This window comes from Nonomuraea soli (assembly GCF_013761175.1).
GTDB lineage: Bacteria > Actinomycetota > Actinomycetes > Streptosporangiales > Streptosporangiaceae > Nonomuraea > Nonomuraea soli.
On record NZ_JACDUR010000003.1, the window covers coordinates 1,141,809 to 1,159,666 of the forward strand.

General features: G+C 66.2%; 13 protein-coding genes and 2 pseudogenes. 10 read left to right on the plus strand and 5 right to left on the minus strand.

What is annotated here, in order from left to right:
* Positions 1–894: 894 nt before the first annotated feature.
* On the plus strand, positions 895–1,323 hold the full coding sequence (locus tag HNR30_RS18365) for a hypothetical protein (protein ID WP_220133638.1): 429 nt from the start codon (positions 895–897) through the stop codon (positions 1,321–1,323).
* Between the two features lie 26 nt (positions 1,324–1,349).
* Positions 1,350–1,679, plus strand: coding sequence for a transposase (locus HNR30_RS50640; RefSeq protein WP_376771744.1), 330 nt, complete (start codon positions 1,350–1,352; stop codon positions 1,677–1,679).
* A gap of 47 nt (positions 1,680–1,726) precedes the next feature.
* On the opposite strand, the gene HNR30_RS18375 is transcribed toward HNR30_RS50640, so the two are convergent.
* Entirely contained in the window at positions 1,727–4,468 is a 2,742-nt protein-coding gene (locus tag HNR30_RS18375; protein ID WP_220133640.1) for an AfsR/SARP family transcriptional regulator, read from the minus strand.
* A 97-nt stretch (positions 4,469–4,565) separates the two neighbouring features.
* Between HNR30_RS18375 and HNR30_RS18380 the strand changes: the two genes are divergently transcribed.
* The 6 genes from HNR30_RS18380 to HNR30_RS47855 all read left to right on the plus strand — a co-directional run bounded on the left by HNR30_RS18380 (position 4,566) and on the right by HNR30_RS47855 (position 9,935).
* Positions 4,566–5,084 (plus strand): carboxymuconolactone decarboxylase family protein, encoded by a 519-nt coding sequence (locus HNR30_RS18380; protein ID WP_181611052.1) that lies wholly within the window; start codon positions 4,566–4,568, stop codon positions 5,082–5,084.
* 11 nt (positions 5,085–5,095) lie between these two features.
* A complete protein-coding gene (locus HNR30_RS18385) occupies positions 5,096–6,541 on the plus strand; it encodes an MFS transporter (protein WP_181611053.1) in 1,446 nt (481 codons plus the stop codon).
* A gap of 12 nt (positions 6,542–6,553) precedes the next feature.
* Entirely contained in the window at positions 6,554–6,928 is a 375-nt protein-coding gene (locus HNR30_RS18390) for a hypothetical protein (RefSeq protein ID WP_181611054.1), read from the plus strand.
* A 30-nt stretch (positions 6,929–6,958) separates the two neighbouring features.
* Entirely contained in the window at positions 6,959–8,146 is a 1,188-nt protein-coding gene (locus HNR30_RS18395; protein WP_246378661.1) for a serine hydrolase domain-containing protein, read from the plus strand.
* Between the two features lie 678 nt (positions 8,147–8,824).
* The gene (locus HNR30_RS50160) at positions 8,825–9,685 is read left to right on the plus strand and encodes an integrase core domain-containing protein (protein WP_220133641.1); all 861 of its coding nucleotides are present in this window, start codon (positions 8,825–8,827) and stop codon (positions 9,683–9,685) included.
* 127 nt (positions 9,686–9,812) lie between these two features.
* On the plus strand, positions 9,813–9,935 hold the full coding sequence (locus HNR30_RS47855; protein ID WP_376771745.1) for a hypothetical protein: 123 nt from the start codon (positions 9,813–9,815) through the stop codon (positions 9,933–9,935).
* 38 nt (positions 9,936–9,973) lie between these two features.
* Here HNR30_RS47855 and HNR30_RS18405 read toward each other — a convergent pair whose 3' ends face one another.
* Positions 9,974–11,599, minus strand: a complete 1,626-nt coding sequence (locus HNR30_RS18405) for a hypothetical protein (protein WP_181611056.1) — start codon at positions 11,597–11,599, stop codon at positions 9,974–9,976.
* Here HNR30_RS18405 and HNR30_RS18410 point away from each other — a divergent pair.
* The gene (locus tag HNR30_RS18410; protein WP_181611057.1) at positions 11,585–13,189 is read left to right on the plus strand and encodes a hypothetical protein; all 1,605 of its coding nucleotides are present in this window, start codon (positions 11,585–11,587) and stop codon (positions 13,187–13,189) included. The two genes, HNR30_RS18405 and HNR30_RS18410, sit on opposite strands and share 15 nt — an antisense overlap.
* Here the strand turns inward: HNR30_RS18410 and HNR30_RS18415 are convergent.
* Positions 13,116–13,970 (minus strand): hypothetical protein, encoded by an 855-nt coding sequence (locus HNR30_RS18415; protein WP_181611058.1) that lies wholly within the window; start codon positions 13,968–13,970, stop codon positions 13,116–13,118. The genes HNR30_RS18410 and HNR30_RS18415 overlap by 74 nt on opposite strands.
* A gap of 1,132 nt (positions 13,971–15,102) precedes the next feature.
* Here HNR30_RS18415 and HNR30_RS18420 point away from each other — a divergent pair.
* On the plus strand, positions 15,103–15,393 hold the full coding sequence (locus HNR30_RS18420; protein ID WP_181611059.1) for an integrase core domain-containing protein: 291 nt from the start codon (positions 15,103–15,105) through the stop codon (positions 15,391–15,393).
* On the opposite strand, the pseudogene HNR30_RS18425 reads toward HNR30_RS18420, so the two are convergent.
* Positions 15,378–16,530: pseudogene (locus tag HNR30_RS18425) on the minus strand (IS3 family transposase). The gene HNR30_RS18420 and the pseudogene HNR30_RS18425 sit on opposite strands and share 16 nt — an antisense overlap.
* Positions 16,531–16,629: 99 nt before the next feature.
* Positions 16,630–17,412: pseudogene (locus tag HNR30_RS18430) on the minus strand (IS701 family transposase); the annotation flags it as partial.
* Positions 17,413–17,858: the final 446 nt, after the last annotated feature.

Below are 17,858 nucleotides of genomic sequence, written 5' to 3' on the forward strand. Positions count from 1 at the left end.
TCCCCTGTCGGACCCGTGTCGATTCTTCGTCCAGGATTGCCAGCTCAGAGTCTGGCAACGAAGAAATGAGGGTGTCTGCTGCTTCTGCCGAAAAATACATCCGCTCAGGTCGCGGCCATGTGAGGACTCGCTTGGCGGTGCGAGCTCGGCCCCTCAGAAGACGGAACGTGTACGGCAGGATGATCAGCCGTGCTCCTTCGCTCGGCCTACCTCACCGTCGCGAACACATTCGCCGCGCTGCGGTTGCTGCCCATGGCTGACCGGGACAAGGACGTGGAGATATTCGCTCTACGGCACCAGATCACCGTCCTTGAACGCCAACTCGGCGCCGATACCAGAGTGAGATGGCCCCCCGAAGTCGGGCCCTTCTCGCCGCGCTCCTGACCACCTCATAAGTTGAGAACTCCCGTGGTCGCGCAATTCGGTTGCGTATGGTGGCGTCCTGGTGTCATGTAGTGATATGCGTCGGTGGGCCAAGCTGAATGAGCGCCAGATGGCGACCCTGCGCCGGATCGCGGAGGGTCGCGGCGGCCTCGGTGCACGACAACACCATCGGCACAGCCCTGCTGGACCGGGTCGTCGCCGCCACCGTGCCCGGCAGCGTCCAGACCGCCCTGGTCGATCAGGGGTTCAAGACCAGCGTGGTCGCCCACGGCGCCACTCACGGCATCCATGTGAAGATCGTCGAACGCAACCCCCGCCGACACGGGGTTCGTCCCCTAGCCGAAACGCTGGATCGTGGAACAGATCTACGGCACGTTGTCCCTGCACCGCCGCCTGGGTACGCGACTACGAACACGATCCGGCCAGCTCCGAATCACGCGTGTACTGGGCGATGACCGACGCGATGACCCGCCGGTTGACCGGCACCGCCACCCCCACCTGGCGCTCGGCGTGAGCGGGCATCCCGATCCCGGTACCTGGCTGCTGGACCGCCTCGACGCCCGCGAGCAGGCGCTGACCGAGCAGATCGAACAGGCACGCGCCCAGATCGAGGAGCTGACCGCTCGCCTTCACGACCTCGACCAGGATCTCGACCGCCTGCGGATCACCCGCAAGACCCTCCTCGTCCTGGCCGCCGAGCCCGATCCGGTACCCCCGCTACCGGCCCCCACGCTTCCCGGCCACCCTGCCTACCAGCAGATTCTCACGATCATGGCCGACACCGGCCAGCCCACCCGGGCGCGTGATCTATGCCTGGCGCTGGGCCTGCCGTTGGTGCGCAACAACATCGAGAACACCCGCGCCAAGCTGAAACGCCTGGTCAGCTTGGGCATCCTCGTGGAGATCGAGCCCGGATTGTTCGCTCCGCCGCGTCCCTAGACCGGCGATGAGTACGTGACCAGCGCTTGGCCGACAGCGCAAGCGGTCAATGGGACATCAACCCGCGATCCGCCCTCTCAGTCAGTGGCCACCAGGGCAGATACGCGATGCGTGAGATCGTCAACGCGCTGCTGTGCCAAAGCCGGACCGGCTGCCAGTGGAGCCTGCTGCCCCACGACCTGCCCCCGCACAGCGAGGTGCTCCACTACTACCCGCAGATGGCGCGAGGACGGCACCGACCAAACCATCTACGACCTGCTGCGCTTTCAGGTACGGGAGAGCAAGGGGACGCTCGGCCGATCCGAGAGGGCGGTGAAGTCGATGGTGTCCCGCATCAAGGTGCCTTCGCCGGCTGACTCGAAGGTGTGCACGTGGTGCCAGCGCGTCCTCCGACGTGACCCGCTCACCTCGGACTGAGCTGAGCCTCGGCGAGGAAGGCCCGCATCTCGTCCGCCTCGGGGACGCCGAAGTCGGTGTAGAGGTCGAGAGCCTGGCGGGCGTGGTCGTAGGCCCGGTCGTGGTTGCCAAGGTCCCGGTGGGCGCGGGCCAGGCCGTCGTGGGCGCGGGCCTGCTCGGGGCGGTTGATCAGGTCGCGGGCCAGCGCCAGCGCGGCCTCGTGTTCGGCCACGGCCTGAGCGGGGTCGCCCATGGACCGGGCCGCCTCCGCCAGGCCGTTGAGCGACACGGTCTCCTGAGGGGTGAGACGGAGTGCACGGCACAGCTCCAGAGCCTCCCGATGGTGACGGTGAGCCTGTTCGGCGTGGCCCTGCTGCTTGTAGACGAGCCCGATGTGGTTCAGCACGGGGGCCTCGGCGATCTGTACACCGGCCTCACGGTAGAGGCGCTGCGCCTGGCGATGGTGGTCGTGCGCCTCCGCGTAGCGTCCTTGGCATCCGTGGACGACACCGAGGCAGGTCAGGCTGCCGGCGACCCCCAGCGGTTTGTCGGCCTCCCGGTTCAGGGCGAGTGCCAACTCGAAGAGCCGCTGGGCTTCGCCGTACGCCCGCTGCTTTAGGTGAACCGCCGCGAGGTTCTGTACCGCGCGGCTCTCGAGGTAGCGGTCGGCGAGGTCGCGTGCGATTTTCAGGACGGACCTGAAGTTGTCGGCCGCCCGCTCGCAGTCGCCGTGAAACCAAAAGAGGATCTCGCCGAGGTAGAGCAGGACACGGACCTCGGCCGCCGGGTCGCCAGCCTGGCGGCTGGCCTGGAGCGCCAGATCGAACAGGGCTTCGGTGTCGGCCTGAGGTGCGCGGTGGAGCAGATAAGTAGCCAGCGTGATGACCAGATCACCGGGACGGACGGTGTGGTGGGCGATGGCGATGAGGTTGGCTCGTTCGGTTTCCAGCCAGGTGAGCGCCTCGGTCGCGTTCTGTGGCGGCCGAGCAGGGGCGGGCAGCTGTGGTCTTAGGTGCTTTTGTGCGGGATAGAGCAGGTTGGCGGCCGCGCCCGCAGAGTTCAGGTAGAACTCGGAAAGGCGGGCCAGGGCTTCGTCCCGGGCTTCGAGCGATTCTTGGGCGTTCACGGTGTTGAGGGCATGCTCGCGCAGCAGGTCGTGGAGGACGTAGCGGCCGGGCACTCGCTGGGACAGGAGGTGGGCGTCCAGCAGGTCCTCCAGGATGATCTCGGCCTCGTCGAGCGAGAGTCCGGCCAGTGCCGCCGCGGCGTCGGCGGTGAGGTCGCGGCCTGGCTGGAGCCCCAGCAGCCGGAACATGCGCTGCCGGTCGGGGCCGAGCTGCTCGTAGGAGAGGGTGAACGCACTGGCCACCCCGCGTTCGGCGGTGGCCAGCTCGGACAGCCTGCGGCGCTGGTCGCGCAGCCGTTCGGCCAGGTAGGCGACGGTCCAGCTGGGCCGGTGGTGCAGGCGGGCGGCGGCGATGCGGACGGCCAGCGGCAGGAAGCCGCACAGCTGCAGAACGTCGAGAACCGCGACCGGTTCGGCCTCCGCCCGCTTCCCCACGATCGTGGTGAACAGCTCCATGGCGTCGGCGGCGGGCAGCACCTCCATGGACAGGGCCTGGGCGCCGTCCAGGTCGGTCAGGCGCCGGCGGCTGGTGACCAGGACGACGCAACCGCTGGTGCCGGGCAGCAACGGTCGCACGTGTTCGGCGTTGAGGGCGTTGTCCAGCACGATCAGCACCCGGCGGCCGGACAGTTCCGACCGCCACAGGGCGGCCCGGTCGGCGGGCGAGAGCGGCATTCGTTCGGCGGGGACACCCAGCTGGGTCAGGAGGCACTCCAGGGCGTCACCGGCGCTGAGCGGCTTCTGGCCCGCGGTGTGGGCCATCAGGTCGACGAAAAGCTGGCCGTCGGGGAAGTCGCCCGCGAGGTGGTGGGCCGCATGGACCGCGAGCGTCGTCTTGCCGACCCCGGCCATGCCGTCGATGGCCCAAATCTGTGAGTGCCCGGTCAGCTCCCGCAGCTCGGCGGTCCGGCCGGTGAAGTCGGGGACGTCGTAGGGCAGGTAGCTCGGCCGCCCGGGTCGTAGGGCGGCGTCGTCACGCAGGATCGACTGTTCGAGCTTGACGAAGGTGTGGCCGGGGTCCAGCCCCTGCTGGTCGGCGAGGGTCTGCCGGAACGTTCTCGCGATTTCCAGGGCCTCCGGCTGACGTCCGGCGCGGTGCAGGGCGAGCATCAGCTGCCCGGTCAGCCGTTCCCGCAGCGGATGGGCGGTCACATTCACGGCCAGCTCGTCGATGAGCGCCTCGTGGTTGCCGCGGTCCAGTTCCGTCTCCGCCAGGCGTTCGAGGGCGGCCAGGCGCCGGTCGTTCAGCCGGGCTCTGGCGCTCGGGACGTAGTCGGCGGTGATGCCGGTCAGGGGCTCTCCGCGCCACAGGTTCAGCGCGGCGCGGATCTGGTCGGTGCTGACCAGGCTCGTGAACTCGTCCAGGTCCAGCTGGCCGGGTTCGGGGGTGAGCTTGTATCCGGCGGAGTGAGTGGACAACAGGCCGTCGGCGTTCGCGGCGCGCAGCATGCGCCGGATCGCGGCGATCGTGGTCTGGATCTGGGCCCGGGCCGAGTCGGGAGGCAGCATGCCCCAGATGGCCTCGATCAGGCGGGCGGTGCTGATCACCGTGCCGGAGTTCAGCAGCAGGTAGGCGAGGACCGCCCGGTGTCTGGGCGCCAGGTTGTTCGGGCTGGGAGTCACGGCCTCAACGGGACCAAGGATCCGGAAATGCACGCCGTACTCCCAAAGATAGAAAACGCATCGAGAACCTATCAAGACCCCCCTGAACCATAGAGACATGACCCGCCTCACCCTGGTGGACCCGGACAACGCAGCCGGAGAGACCACTCACCTTCTGACCGCCGTCCACAAAGCGCTGGGGGTAGTCCCCAACCTGGTCAAGGTGCTGGCCAACAACCCGGCCGTGCTGGAGGGCTATCTGAACGTTGTCGGCGCGAAGAGGACTCTCTCGGCGGACACCCTCATCCGCATCGCCCTGCTCGTGGCACAGGAGAACAAGTCCGGCTACGGCCTGGCGCAGCATTCCTTCCTCGGGACCAAGGTCGTCGGGCTGCCGGCGGCCGAGGTGGCCCGGGCCCGCCGGGGCGAGGCGGCAGACCCCCTGAACCGCGCCGTCCTGGAGCTGGCAGCTGCTGTCCTCAAGGGCGCGGTCTCCGACGACCACGTGGCGGTGGCCCGGCAGGCCGGGCTCTCCGACCGGCAGATCGTCGAGATCGTCGCCCAGGTGGCGCTCCACGTTTTCACCGCCTACCTCACCCAGGTGGCCGATATCGCCATTGACTGGCCGCTCAACTGAAAGCCGAACATATGCAACCGAACCCCCGCCGCTGGCTGATCCTGATCGTGCTCTGCCTGAGCACCATGGTTCTGGTCATCGACAACATGGCCCTCACCGTCGCCGTGCCCGCCCTGGCCGCCGACCTGGGCGCCACCTCCCAGGACCTCCAGTGGATCCTGGAGTCCTACATGCTGGTCTTCGCGGGCCTGCTGCTCACCGCGGGCGCTCTTTCCGACCGGTACGGCAGGCGTCTGCTGATGGTCATCGGCCTGGCCCTGTTCGGTCTGGCCTCCGTGGCGGCCACCTTCGCCACCGACCCCGGCCAGCTGATCGCCGCCCGCGTGGCGATGGGCCTCGGCGGCGCGATGGTCATGCCGTCGACCATGTCGCTGCTGATTGTCGTCTTCCCCGACGAGGACGAACGCCGCAAGGCCATGGCCGTCGGCGCCGCATTCGCCGTCCTCGGCCTGATCGGCGGCCCCGTCGTCGGCGGCGCGCTGGTCTCCTCCCTGGGCTGGGAGGCGGTCTTCTGGATCAACGTCCCGATCGCCGTGGTCGCCATCGTCACCTCGCTGGCCTTCATGCCGGAGTCCAAGGGCCCGGTGACCAGGCCCGACCCGCTCGGCGCGGTGCTCTCCACGATCGGGATGACCGCGCTGGTCTGGACGATCAACGAGAGCGTCCACGGCATCAACTGGCTCTCCCTGGCCGTCACCGTCATCGGACTGGCCGCCTTCATCGGCTGGGAACTGCGCACCGAACACCCGATGGTGCCGCTGAAACTCTTCCGCGACCGCAACTTCGCGGGTGGCAGCCTGTCGCTGACGCTGGTCCAGATCGGCAACGGCGGTCTCCTGCTGCTGCTCACCCAGTACATGCAGTTCGTTCTCGGCTACACCCCCGCCCAGGCGGGCGCGGCCTTCATCCCGATGTTCATCGCCTCGATCGTCTTCAACGGCATCGGCGTCGGTCTGGGCAGTAAGCTCGGCAACCGCACCACCGCCGTCATCGGCATGCTCATCATGGCCTGCGGCTTCGCCGTCCTCAGCTTCTCCTCCTCCGACAGCTTCACCGCGCTGGCCATCGCCCAGGTCGTGCTCGGCGCGGGCAGCGGCCTGGCCAGCCCCACGGCCATCGCCGCCCTGATGAGTTCCATCCCCACCGACCAGGCCGGTGTCGGTTCAGCGTTGAACGACACCATCCAGCAGGCCGGCGCCGCTCTTGGCGTGGCCATCCTGGGCAGCCTGGCCACGGCCGGCTATACCGCCGCGATGCCTTCGGGTTCTGATGAGGCTCGCCGTTCGATCGCCGCCGGGATGGCCGACCCCGCGCTGGCCGACGCCGCGCGCCAGGCCTACGACGCCGCCATGTCGTCGGCCTTCCTCGCCGCCACCGTCGGCGTGCTCTGCGCCGCCGTACTCGCCTTCGTCCTCCTGCGCGGCCGCAAGGTCTCCGCAATCCTCGTCACCGTTTAAAGGATCACTTTCATGTCTCTCACCCTGACCGACCAGGACAAGTCCACCCTGCGCACCGCCGCCTACGGCGCCGTCTCGCTGCTGGCCGCCGCAACCGACTCACCGCACAGGGTCGCCACCCAGGGCTCCATCGCGCTGGCCTCGGCCACCGGCCCGATCGGCCACGTGCTCGCCGCCAAGAGCGGAGACATCAACCTGTACGGCAAGACGGTCGCGGAACTGGCCGACCAGGTCCTGCCCGCCCTGACGGCCTCCGTCGCCCTGCTCGGCCCCGACGCCGACGACTTCCGCACCACCATCCAGGTCGCCATCGAGGCCGCGACGCAGGGCCAGGACAGTCCTGTTCTGGCAGAGATGTCCCGCAAGATCACCGCAGCCCTCAGCTAGGGAGTTTCACCCATGTTGTCCAAGATTGGAATGCACAGACTCCGGGACGTCCTGGAGCGGCACGTTGAGTCCGGCAAGATCCCCGGACTGGTCGCCCTGGTCAGCCGGGGTGACGAAACGCACGTCGAGGCGATCGGGACGCTTCGTCACGACGGCGGCCCGGCGATGAGCCGCGACACGATCTTCCGGATGGCCTCCACCACCAAGCCGGTCGCGATGTCGGCGGCGATGGTCCTGCTCGACGAGTGCCGGATCCGCCTGGACGACCCGGTTGACGCGTGGCTGCCCGAGCTCGCCGACCGGCAGGTGCTGAAGGACCCCACCGGCCCGCTTGACGACACCGTCCCCGCTCGACGCCCGATCACTGTGCGCGACCTGTTGACGTCCACGTTCGGGTTCGGCATGGACATGACCCTGATGGGCTCGCCGATCATGGGCGAGATCTTCTCAAACGGTCTCACCCCCGACCTCCCGGTGCCGATGCCCGGCCCGGACGAGTGGATCAGCCGACTGGGCGCGCTCCCGCTGATGTACCAGCCGGGCGAGCGCTGGCAGTACCAGATCAGCCACGACGTCCTGAGCGTCCTCGTGGCCCGGGTAGCAGGCCAGGAGTTCGAGTCCTTCTTGAAGGAACGCGTCTTCGGACCGATGGGCATGAAGGACACTTCCTTCCACGTCCCCGCCTCCCAGATCCACCGCCTGCCCGACCTGTACGCCCCCGACCCTGTCAGCGGCGAGTTCCACGTGTGGGACCAGGCTGAAGGCGGGCGCTGGAGCTCCCCGCCGCCCTTCCAGGGCAGCGGCGGCGGCCTGGTCTCCACCGCCGATGATTTCCACGCCTATTTCCAGATGCTGCTCAATGGCGGTGTTCACGAGGGCGAGCGCATCCTGTCGCGTCCCGCCGTCGAACTCATGACCACCAACCGCCTCACCCCGTCGCAGCAGGAAGTACGGCACGCGATGGCCACGTCAATGGTTCACCTGTCGCACGGCCAGGGGCAGCACGGCGGCTGGGGATTCGGTATGGCGGTACGCACCCACCGGGGTGACTACGCGCCGATCGGCCAGTTCGGCTGGGACGGCGGAGCGGGCACCTCCGCCTACGCCGACCCAGTCAACGGGCTCACCGGCATCCTGCTCACCCAGGTCGGGATGTCCGCGCCGAACTCGGCGCACCTCATCCACGACTTCTGGACCACCCTCTACCAGGCCCTCTGAAGCTCAGCGCTGGCCCGGGCCAACCGGGAGAAGCGGCCGACGAGCCAGTCGGCCGCTTCTTGGGCAGCCCCGGCGCGGTCAGATGCCCAGTGTGTCGGTTTGCGCGCTTCCAGGCGTCGACTGTGAAGGCGTTGGCCGTCGCCTGGACGCTGCCGAAGGTTGGACTCTGCGCCTGCCGAAAATCCCGTCCGGCCAGGTCATGGCCTTGCGAAGCCCCGGAGGTGTAGGCGCTCCTCACTCGTCCGTGTAGGAGCACCGGTGCGGCATGATGATCGTTCGTGCTTCTTCGTCTGGCCTATCTGACCGTCACGAGCGCGTTCGCCGTGCTACGGCTGCTACCGATGAGCGATCGTGACAAGGACGTCGAGATTCTCGCTCTACGCCATCAGGTCATGGTCTTAGAGCGGCAGCTCGGCGCCGATGTGAGAGTAAAGTCCGCGCGCGAAGATCGCTTCTTCCTGGCGGCGCTCCTGACCTCACTGCCCCGAGCCATCTTACGTCGGCTGCGGTTTGTCGTCCGCCCGGACACCATCCTGCGCTGGCACCGCGAGATCGTGAAACAGCAGCACGCCCGGACCTGCCGGCCGAAGCAGCGAGGACGTCCGCCAACCGTCCGCTCCATTCCGCATACTCATCCTGCGCCTGGTAGCAGAGAACCCCTCCTGGGGCAACCGGCGGGTGCACGGCGAACTCGCCACACTCGGCCTCAAGGTCGCACCGTCCACGGTCTGGGAGATCCTCCAACAGGAAGGCATCGACCCAGCACCCGAGCGAACATCCACCACCTGGGCCGACTTCCTACGATCCCAAGCCGGCGCACTCCTGGCCTGCGACTTCATCGAGACCGTGACCCTGAGCGGGCAACTCCAGTACATCCTGGCTGTCATCGAGCACGCCAGTCGGCGCGTCCGTGTGCTCGGCACCACCGCCAACCCGACTGCGGTCTGGGTGACCCAGGCGATGAAGAACCTCGTCATGGATCTGGAGGATGCGGGCTGCCGGGCCCGGTTCCTGATCCGCGACCGTGACGGCAAGTTCCCCGCTCGCATGGACGAGATCCTCGCCGAAGTCGGCATCCAGACAGTACTCACCGGCATTCGGATGCCGCGGATGAACTCCATCATGGAGCGATGGGTGCAGACATGCTGCCGCGAACTCCTGGACCGCTGCCTGCTCTGGAACGAACACCACCTGCGCCACGCCCTGGCCGAGTACGAACGCTTCTACAACGAACATCGCGCTCACCAGGCCCTCGACCAGGCGGCACCACTCCGCGCTGTCCCCGACCCGATCACTGAACCGGCGCGCGTCACTGTCCTGGACGTCCGCCGACGCGACCGGCTCGGAGGAATGCTTGGCCGTTCTCGCCTCTCAGAGGCGGCCAGAGAAACGAGAAACCCCAGGTCAAATGGGGTGCTGAGTGGTAGGGCGCCCGGGGCTCGAACCCGGAACCTACGGATTAAAAGTCGACAAATTCAATACCCGGTAGTGTCAATCCGTCTTTCAATGTACCGCTCTAGCCGCCAATGTCGCCCTTGAAAATGTCCAAGAATATCGGCCAGTGTGCGGGGGTACCGATGGCCGAAGAGCACGCGACGAGCACGCGACACGGGGCCCGGCACGCTATTGCGCGCTCTTGACTATCCGAACGATTGGCGAACGCGCCGTGGCAAAGGTGAAAACCTGGAAGATCCTGGACCGGGTCCGCTGCTGCCTTCACCGCATCACCATGCTCGTGCAGGCCATCCTCGCCCTCGGCAAGGTCGAGAGCTGCTACCACTCAGGATGAAAATGGCTCAGTCCTTTGCGTACCATACGGCTCTGCTGCTACCGCTGGCCCTCGTCAGCGGGCGCATTCCAGTTGCCATCGCCGATGATCTCGTTCCATCGCGGCCGCCATGACGGGACGCGGACATCCGGAACGAAGCAGGGCGTCGGCGTCACGTCGTGGTCGGCGAGGAGACGCACCACCTGTTCCCACGGGCCACCGCCGATCATCTCGACAGCGCATTGCCGGCATTCACCTCGACGGCTACATCGATTACCGGCCCCTCCTGCGAGCACCTGTCGCAGGTGGTTGAAGGCGTCGAGCGGCGAATCCGTCCGGGCGAGATACCAGGTGCCTCTGCGGGCATGGGGGCCGAGTCCGGCGACGATATCGCTCTGCTGGGGCAGATAGAGCCGCTGTTCATGAAAGCGGAGGACGAACAGCCGATCCAGCACGTCGACCTCGTCTCCGTCAGGTCGCTCACGCTCGTACCAGGCGATGGCCTCCTCCCGGGTGCCTGGTCCCCACAGCAGGTCTTGTGGGAGGTGCGAGGTTTCGTAGCGCGCATCGAAGTAGTTCAGCTCGTCATCGTGCGCAGCGGCGAGTACGACAACATGAAGTTCGTTGTCCGGCTCGGCCGCGGCGGCTTTGGCGTTCTCGGCTGGGCCTGTCGAACTCGAGCGCTCGTCCTCACTCCACGCGAGGGCGAGCGGCTCGCGGCGGATCGGCGCCGGATACAATCGCCCGCCGGGTGTCGGGACACCCCACAGCCGGTTGATCGTCTCGGCCAGGTCTCTGATTGCGCGGGCAGCATTGACGGGCGTCGTGATGTGGTCGCCTGCCTCGTGCGCAACGAAGTTTCGGAACTTGCGGAACAGCGGCTCCATATGGCGGGTGCGTTGCCCGCTTAGCAGGCCCTCGGCGCGTGCCCACGTCATCAGGGCGTCCAGCATGCCATCGAACGCGATCGCCCGGCCGTTGCGGAGCCGCAGTTTGGGTGTCGAACGGCCCCTGCGTCGCTGGAATTGGCCGCGAACCTCATCAAACGTCGTCACAGCCTCCTGGCGGTCGACGCCGTCATCAACGACGGTGATCGCACCGCCGTAGAACTCGAGGAAGCGTGCCCGCACGGCGAATTCAAGCGTAAGGTATGCCTGGTCATGAGCTGCTGTGAACAAACCGTAGTTGAGAACCCCGTAGCTGAACGTCTCGCGGACCTGGTCGAAGCGGGTCCGGACACGCTCGCAGACCTGGGGCACGAGATCGGAATAGCCGACGGTCTCCTGCTGGAAAGCCGCTGCGTCCTCGGGACGCATTCGTCCTCCGAAGCCCCACGGCGAGAACCGCAGCGAGCGCTCGTCCGGCTGCTGCAACTCCTCGAATGGCGTGATCTCCACGGCGGGTCTCCACTCGTAGAAGGGAAAGCCTTTCAGGCTACGGCCCCCGCACTTTGAGCGCGAGGACTTCGGCAGAGGCAGAGCTGCTTCTTTGGCGACGATCAGCGCGATAACGGCGATGAGTTTCTCGGCACCTCGGCCGGAGCCTGCCACCTCTCCGCTCAAAGGACGTTGCGCCTGCCGAGAACTGCATCCGGCCGGGTCATCGTCGTACGACGGCTTAGTCTGGTGATTCGAGCTGGGCTGTCCCCAGTAGATGGAGCCAGGTGCGGCATGATGATCGGCCATGCTCCTTCGTCTCATACATTGAATAGCCCGTGGTCGCGCAATCCGGTTGCGTATGGTGGCGGCCTGGTGTCATGTAGTGATATGCGTCGGTGGGCCAAGCTGAACGAGCGCCAGATGGCGACCCTGCGCCGGATCGCGGAGGGCGATCCGGTCACCGCCAAGGACAGTGATTTGGCTCGTACCGTGTATGCACTCCGGGACAGGGGCTTAGTTTCAACCCCCCGGACAAACGGCGTCTGGGTCGCTGAGGTAACCGAGGCAGGCCGCTTCTATCTCGAGCACGGCTACTACCGGGGCGCCACGGCTCCGAGATCTCCCACCGTGAGTTCCAAGAGCGGAAAACGATCTGCCAACGTGAGGCCGCAATCACCTCACGCTTTGGCGGCTGAACTGATCAAGCGCTTGCAGGACGAAGGTGGGACGCTGCATGTCCGCGACCCGGACGAGGCCAGCAGGGCGCTTCATCGACGGGCTTTGGACGCGGCCAAGCGTCACGGATTGATCCCCGAAGGCTTTCGCCTCCTGCATACCGGCCGTGACCGCGGAGATCTCATCCTCCGGCTGGAGGATGCCGCACAACCCGATGAGACGGACTGGAACCGCATTCGACTGAGCGCCCGTGACCTGATCACCGAACCTGACGAGCTTGCGGACTGGCTTCGAGAAGATCGCCGTTCCATCGACGTCACTGACGCGATGATCGGCCGCGCCCTAAAAGTGATACGCGCCTTAGCAGACGACCTGCTGAAACACGGCCATAGCCTTGGCATATCCAGGCGAGGGAAACCACGCGGCCTCCACGCGTACGCGAGTGGGCACCAGTACGCGCTGAACATCAGAGAGGAACTCGACCGCGTTCCTCACGTGTACACCGAAGAGGAACTCCGGAGCCGAAAGCTCTACACCTGGCAGCGGGTCACGCCCGAGTACGACGAGGTCCCTTCGGGCCGGCTCAGGCTCGAGCTGGGGGAGGGGCGCGGTCTGCGGTGCTGGGCGGACGACAAGCGGTCACGTCTGGAGGACAAGCTACGCGCGGTCGTCAAAGAGATTGCGCGGCGCGCTGAGGCCGACCAGCGGGCGCGCCTGGAGCGAGAGAAGGCTGAGCGGGAGCGCGCTGAGAAGTGGCGACGCCAGGAGGAGGAACGGCGCCGACGCGAGGCGGAGCGGCAAGCAGCGCGCGATAGGGAACGTGCGCTGGCCGCCGACCAGGTAAGAGAGGAGCACAGGCGGCGAGTCTTTGGCCAGGCGCTGGAGGGATGGGCCTGCGCCGCGGCGATCCGCGAATTCTGTCTGGGGCTGGAAACACTTGCGGCGACTCTGCCTGCACAGGAGGCAACGCTTACGCAGTGGGTGACGTGGGCGCGAGCACAAGCGGATCACATGGATCCCTTGCACACGCCGAGCGTGCTGACCGAAGCGAATTTCGACATCGAACCGACGCCGGAGACCCTGAGCCGCTACCTACGGGAGGAAGGTCGAGGCGAACGAGAATTACGACCGGAAGAACCCGCCGACGTCAGGGACGAGGATCTCTATCCATCAGCATGGCGATGGGGACGCCCAGGTCGCTTTCAATGGTGGCGGCGGTAGCCGCAGCCCCGCGCTTGCGTAGTGCCTCGACCGCCCGGTCCAGGAGCTTGCCAAGTCGTACAACTTCGTGGCGTAAGGCGATCAGTTCATCGAACCGCTCAACGGCTTCCTGCCCGCACCACTGCCGCACCAAGGCGTGCACCGGTTCCCGCTCGCGCAGCCGTACTTTGCGTTCCTCGCCGGCGTCCTCCCAGGATTGCCGGTAAGGGTAGCTGTAGAGGATCTCCGAACGCAGTTCTGCTTCTTCCCGGTGGATCGCTTCTATGATCCCTTCGGAGAAGGTCGTAGCGATCGTCGGCATCAGCTGCCGTGCTGCTCGCCAAGGGCTGATCAACGCCCCACGACGATCATGGAAGGCGAGAGGGTCGTCGGCTAGTTCCTCGACGGTAAGTCCCAGACGATCAGCCATTCCCGCAGGCTTGTCGATCCGCAGGACTCCCGTCTCGGTCTTGCTTCGTCCGAGGATCACCCGTCGGCCAAGCCCACAGTCCTTCACGACGAGCAACGCGGCTTCATACTCCACCGTGTCGATGGCAGCAGACGATGCTTCTCTGACGACCCGAAGGCGCCGCTCGTCGTTGAGCCGCGGTTCGACGTCGGTCCAGCGGTCGAGCAGAGACGTATAGGAGACCCATTCCTGTAGCCCGGCGTCGTCGCCGTCCAGCCGGCGGATCCTGATCGAGTCGTCGCTATCCCGAATCTTCACGATCGTGACGCGGTGCACGGGATCGGCCAGCGCCCTCGGCCGCTCGCGATAAGCCCACTCTTCCCCAATCTCCATGACTGACATTAACCCGGTTATGTGACCGTGTGGATACTTCACGTGACATTCGCCGGATAGGCGCTGAGCTGGAATCCTCCGCGCCTGCCTGTTCATGGTCTGGGATCAACTGTGCGCAGCAGATTGAGTAGTCCTTCGACGGTCCCGTACTGATCATGAGAGGGCGGATCTGGGGTGGAGTGCATCAGGTCGTTGCGGATCTCTCAGACCTTGTCCAGGTGCGCAAGGAAAAGTTGGTGATCGGGATGTCACTGCAGAGAGCAACGTTGTGGGTCTGCGCCTGCCGATAATCCCGTCCGACCAGGTCAGGGCCTTGCGAAACCCCGGACGGCATAGATGGTCTCCACTCGTTCGTGAAGGATTGGTGCGGCATGATGATCGTTCGTGCTTCTTCGCCTGGCCTATCTGACCGTCACGAACGCCTTCGCCGCGCTACAGCTGCTACTGATGAGTGATCGGGACAAGGATGCCGAGATTCTCGCTCTACATCACCAGATCATGGTCTTGGAACGGCAGCTCGGCGTCGATGTACGGGTGAGGTCCGCTTCTTCCTGGCGGCGCTCCTGTCCTCACTGCCGCGTGCGGTCATGCGCAGGCTGCGGCTTGTTGTCCGCCCGGACACCATCCTGCGCACCGCGAGATCGTGAAACAGCGGCACGCCCCGGACGCCGGCCGAAGTGGCGAGGGCGCCCGCTTACTGTCCGCTCTATCCGCGCCCTCGTCTTGCGTGTAACGCTTCATAGCTCATCGCGTGATGCTTGATCTGCGGTTTTGACCTCCATGCGCCGTGCTGCAAGATCGCGGTCTGTGTCGGTTCGTCTGCTGTATCTGACCTTGATTCGTGTGTTTGGCTGATTGGTGTTGCTGGGTCGTGGTCAGGCGTCCAAGGATGTCGAGGTCATGGTGCTCCGCCATGGGGTGGCGGTGTTGAAGCGTCAGGTCGTCCGGCCGAAGCCGGACTGGGCCGATCGGGCGCTTCTCGCGGCCTTGGCCCGCTTCTTGCCGTCGGTGCTGCGTGCTCATCGGCTGGTCACCCCCGGGCACGTTGTTGGCCTGTGTTGCTCGTGATGGAGGTGGAGACTCGACGCGTGCACGTCCTGGCCGTCGCCGCTCATCCCCCGGAGCTTGGACCGTGCAGCAGGTCCGCAACCTGATCATGGATCTCGGGCATCGGGCCGTCTCGTTCCGGTTTCTCATCCGTGACCGGGATGCCAAACTCACCGCCGCCTTCGATCAGATCTTCACCGGCGAGGGGATCACGGTGATGAAGACGCCACCGCGGACACCTTGGGCCAACTGCTACGCCGAGCGCTGGGTGCGCACCGTCCGAGCCGAATGCACCGACCGGATGCTGATCTACGGCGAACTGAAGTTGGCCCGGTTCAGTAGACACATCAGGGCTTGCGACTACGCGGCAGCATAGTCGAGGTCGTGGATGTTCCTGAGCGCGTGTCGACGCTCGTATTCAGCGGGGCTGAGCTGACTGTTGGCGGAGTGGCGGCGGCGTGGGTTGTAGAACCCCTCGATGTAGCTGAAGGGGGCTCGTTCGGCTTCTGACCTGGTGCGGAAGCTGCGCCGGTCGATCAGCTCGCACTCCAGCGAGGCGAAGAAGCTCTCGGTGATCGCATTGTCGAAGCACGTCCCGGTCCGACCCGTCGACGGACGGACGCCGGCCTGCTCACAGCGCCGGCCGAAGGCGATCGAGGTGTACTGGCTGCCCTTATCGCTGTGATGGATCACCCCGGCCTCTGGCCGGCGCTGATGGATCGCCATCGCCAGCGCGTCGGTCACCAGCTCGGTGCGCATGTGATCGGCCATCGCCCAGCCCACGATCCGCCTGGAGAACACATCCAGCACCACCGCCAGGTAGACGAAGCCCTGCCAGGTCGGCACATACGTGATGTCGGCGGTCCAGACGCGGTTCGGCTCGGCCGCGGTGAACTGACGCCGGACCAGGTCGGAGGCGGCCGCAACCTGCCGATCGGAGACGGTGGTGCGACAACCCTTGCGTCTGCTCACCCCGGCCAGCCCGGCGGCGCGCATCAGCCGGGCCACCCGCTTGCGGCCCACCCGGACGCCGTCGATCTCCCGCAGATCGACATGGATGCGCGGCGCCCCGTAGATCTCATCGGAGGCCTGGTGATGTCGGCGGATCTTCTCCGTCAGTACCTGGTCCTGTCGGGCCCGCGCCGACGGGCCGCGCCGTCGACGAGCGGCCCAAGCGTAGTAGCCCTGGCGCGACACACCCAGCACCCGGGCCAGCAGGGAGACCTCGTGGTGGTCCGTCTCCGCATGGATCAGCCGGAACCTCATCTCGGCAGATCCGTCTCCCGCGCGAAGAAAGCGCGGCCTTCCGCAAGATCTCCTTCTCCTCGCGCAGGATCTTGTTCTCCCGCCGCAGCCGGGCAAGCTCAGCCTTCTCAGCGCTGGTCAGGCCATCCTGGCGGCGGCCATCATCGAGATCGGCCTGACGCACCTAGACACGGATCGACTGCGCGGACGGCTGGAACTCCTTGGCCAGTTCCTCCGGCGACCGTCCCGCGCGCACAAGCTCCACCATCTGCCGGCGAAACTCCGGCGGATAGTTGTTCGGCACAGCAGACTCCTTCTTCCGGGAACCAGGGTTCCCCAGAGATCAGGTGTCCACCAAACCGGGGCAACTCCAGTCCCCAGCCGAGCGGATCGTCCACTTGCGTTTCTGCTTCAGATGCTTGGTGACCGTCTGGGTGCAGGTCAGGCAGCTACCGCCGCCGAGGGTCAGGGAGAAGGTGGCGCGCACCCGCAGGACGTAGCCCTGCTGGTGGGCTTCCAGGAAGTGGCGCAGGCGGGTGCACGCGCCGTAGACCTCATCGCCGGCGACGAAATCGAGGCCGACGCTGTCGGCGAAGGCCTCGCCCAGCAGGGTGATGGCCAACTCGCCCTTGGTGGCGAAGGCAAGGTCGGTCGGCAGGCCGGCGGTGATCGCGGTGACCGGGTCACTGATCTGCTCGGCGGGGATCCATTGCCGTGACCCGATCAGCGCATGCCCCACGCCTGCGCGGACGTAGGCCAAGTGCACGGTGTTGATGCCGTTGTCGATCCCGCCCGCGCAGCCCATGTGCTGGCGCTTGACTCCAGCTGTGGCGCTGCCCTTCTTCTCCTGACCGGACTCATCCAATGCTCCGACGATGAGGCTGCCGGGCCTGGCGGCAGCGTCCAGTCCGGTGACCGCGAAGCGGCGTACGGCGCTCAGCGCGCCCAGGGTGTCCCAGCGGGCACGGTTGAGCAGGCGCTGGGTGGCATCCGGCCGCAGGTCCCCGATCCACTCAGCGATCGTCCAGCCGTTGCGTTTGGACAGGTCGGACATCACCGCCCGGACATATTTGCCAGCCTGCAGCCGTGGTTCGATCCGGGTGAACAGCGGCGCCAGAGCGGTCATCAGGGTCGTGATGTTCCGCTGGATGCGTTCGGCCTCTACGATGAGCGCAGCAGCCGCTCGCGATCTTGTTCTCTTCACACAGACATGATCATGAGCGGCTGTTCCTCTTGCCTCTGCCTCCGATCACAAGATCGCATCGGGTGGGACCGGGTCCAGCCAGCTCAGACCCGCGAATGGCGGCTGCCGTACTAGCTAGATACGAAGACGGAGAATCGACGCGACATAGGATGCCCCGACGGGTGTCCCGAGGCAGCAGGGACATCCGCACGACCTACCAGGTCGCCCGCTCGTATGCTGTGGCCATGATGTATCGCTGCGATCTCGGGCAGAGCAGGGATGAGGTTCCCGGTGTTCTGACCCACGCGCTCTTGTAATAAGTTCCCCAACCGGACTTGGGATCGTCAGTGCAGTAGAGCAAAGCTCGGAAATGCCCCGTTCCTCCGGTGCACTTTGCTGTGCCGCCGTCAATA

Bases quoted from the DNA above. Each gene is read 5' to 3' on its own strand.
- HNR30_RS18410 (WP_181611057.1), top strand. From the start codon at position 11,585: ATGATGATCGGCCATGCTCCTTCGTCTCATACATTGAATAGCCCGTGG.
- HNR30_RS18415 (WP_181611058.1), bottom strand. From the start codon at position 13,970: ATGGAGATTGGGGAAGAGTGGGCTTATCGCGAGCGGCCGAGGGCGCTG.
- HNR30_RS18390 (WP_181611054.1), top strand. From the start codon at position 6,554: ATGTCTCTCACCCTGACCGACCAGGACAAGTCCACCCTGCGCACCGCC.
- HNR30_RS18380 (WP_181611052.1), top strand. From the start codon at position 4,566: ATGACCCGCCTCACCCTGGTGGACCCGGACAACGCAGCCGGAGAGACC.
- HNR30_RS18395 (WP_246378661.1), top strand. From the start codon at position 6,959: ATGCACAGACTCCGGGACGTCCTGGAGCGGCACGTTGAGTCCGGCAAG.
- HNR30_RS18405 (WP_181611056.1), bottom strand. From the start codon at position 11,599: ATGGCCGATCATCATGCCGCACCTGGCTCCATCTACTGGGGACAGCCC.
- HNR30_RS18385 (WP_181611053.1), top strand. From the start codon at position 5,096: ATGCAACCGAACCCCCGCCGCTGGCTGATCCTGATCGTGCTCTGCCTG.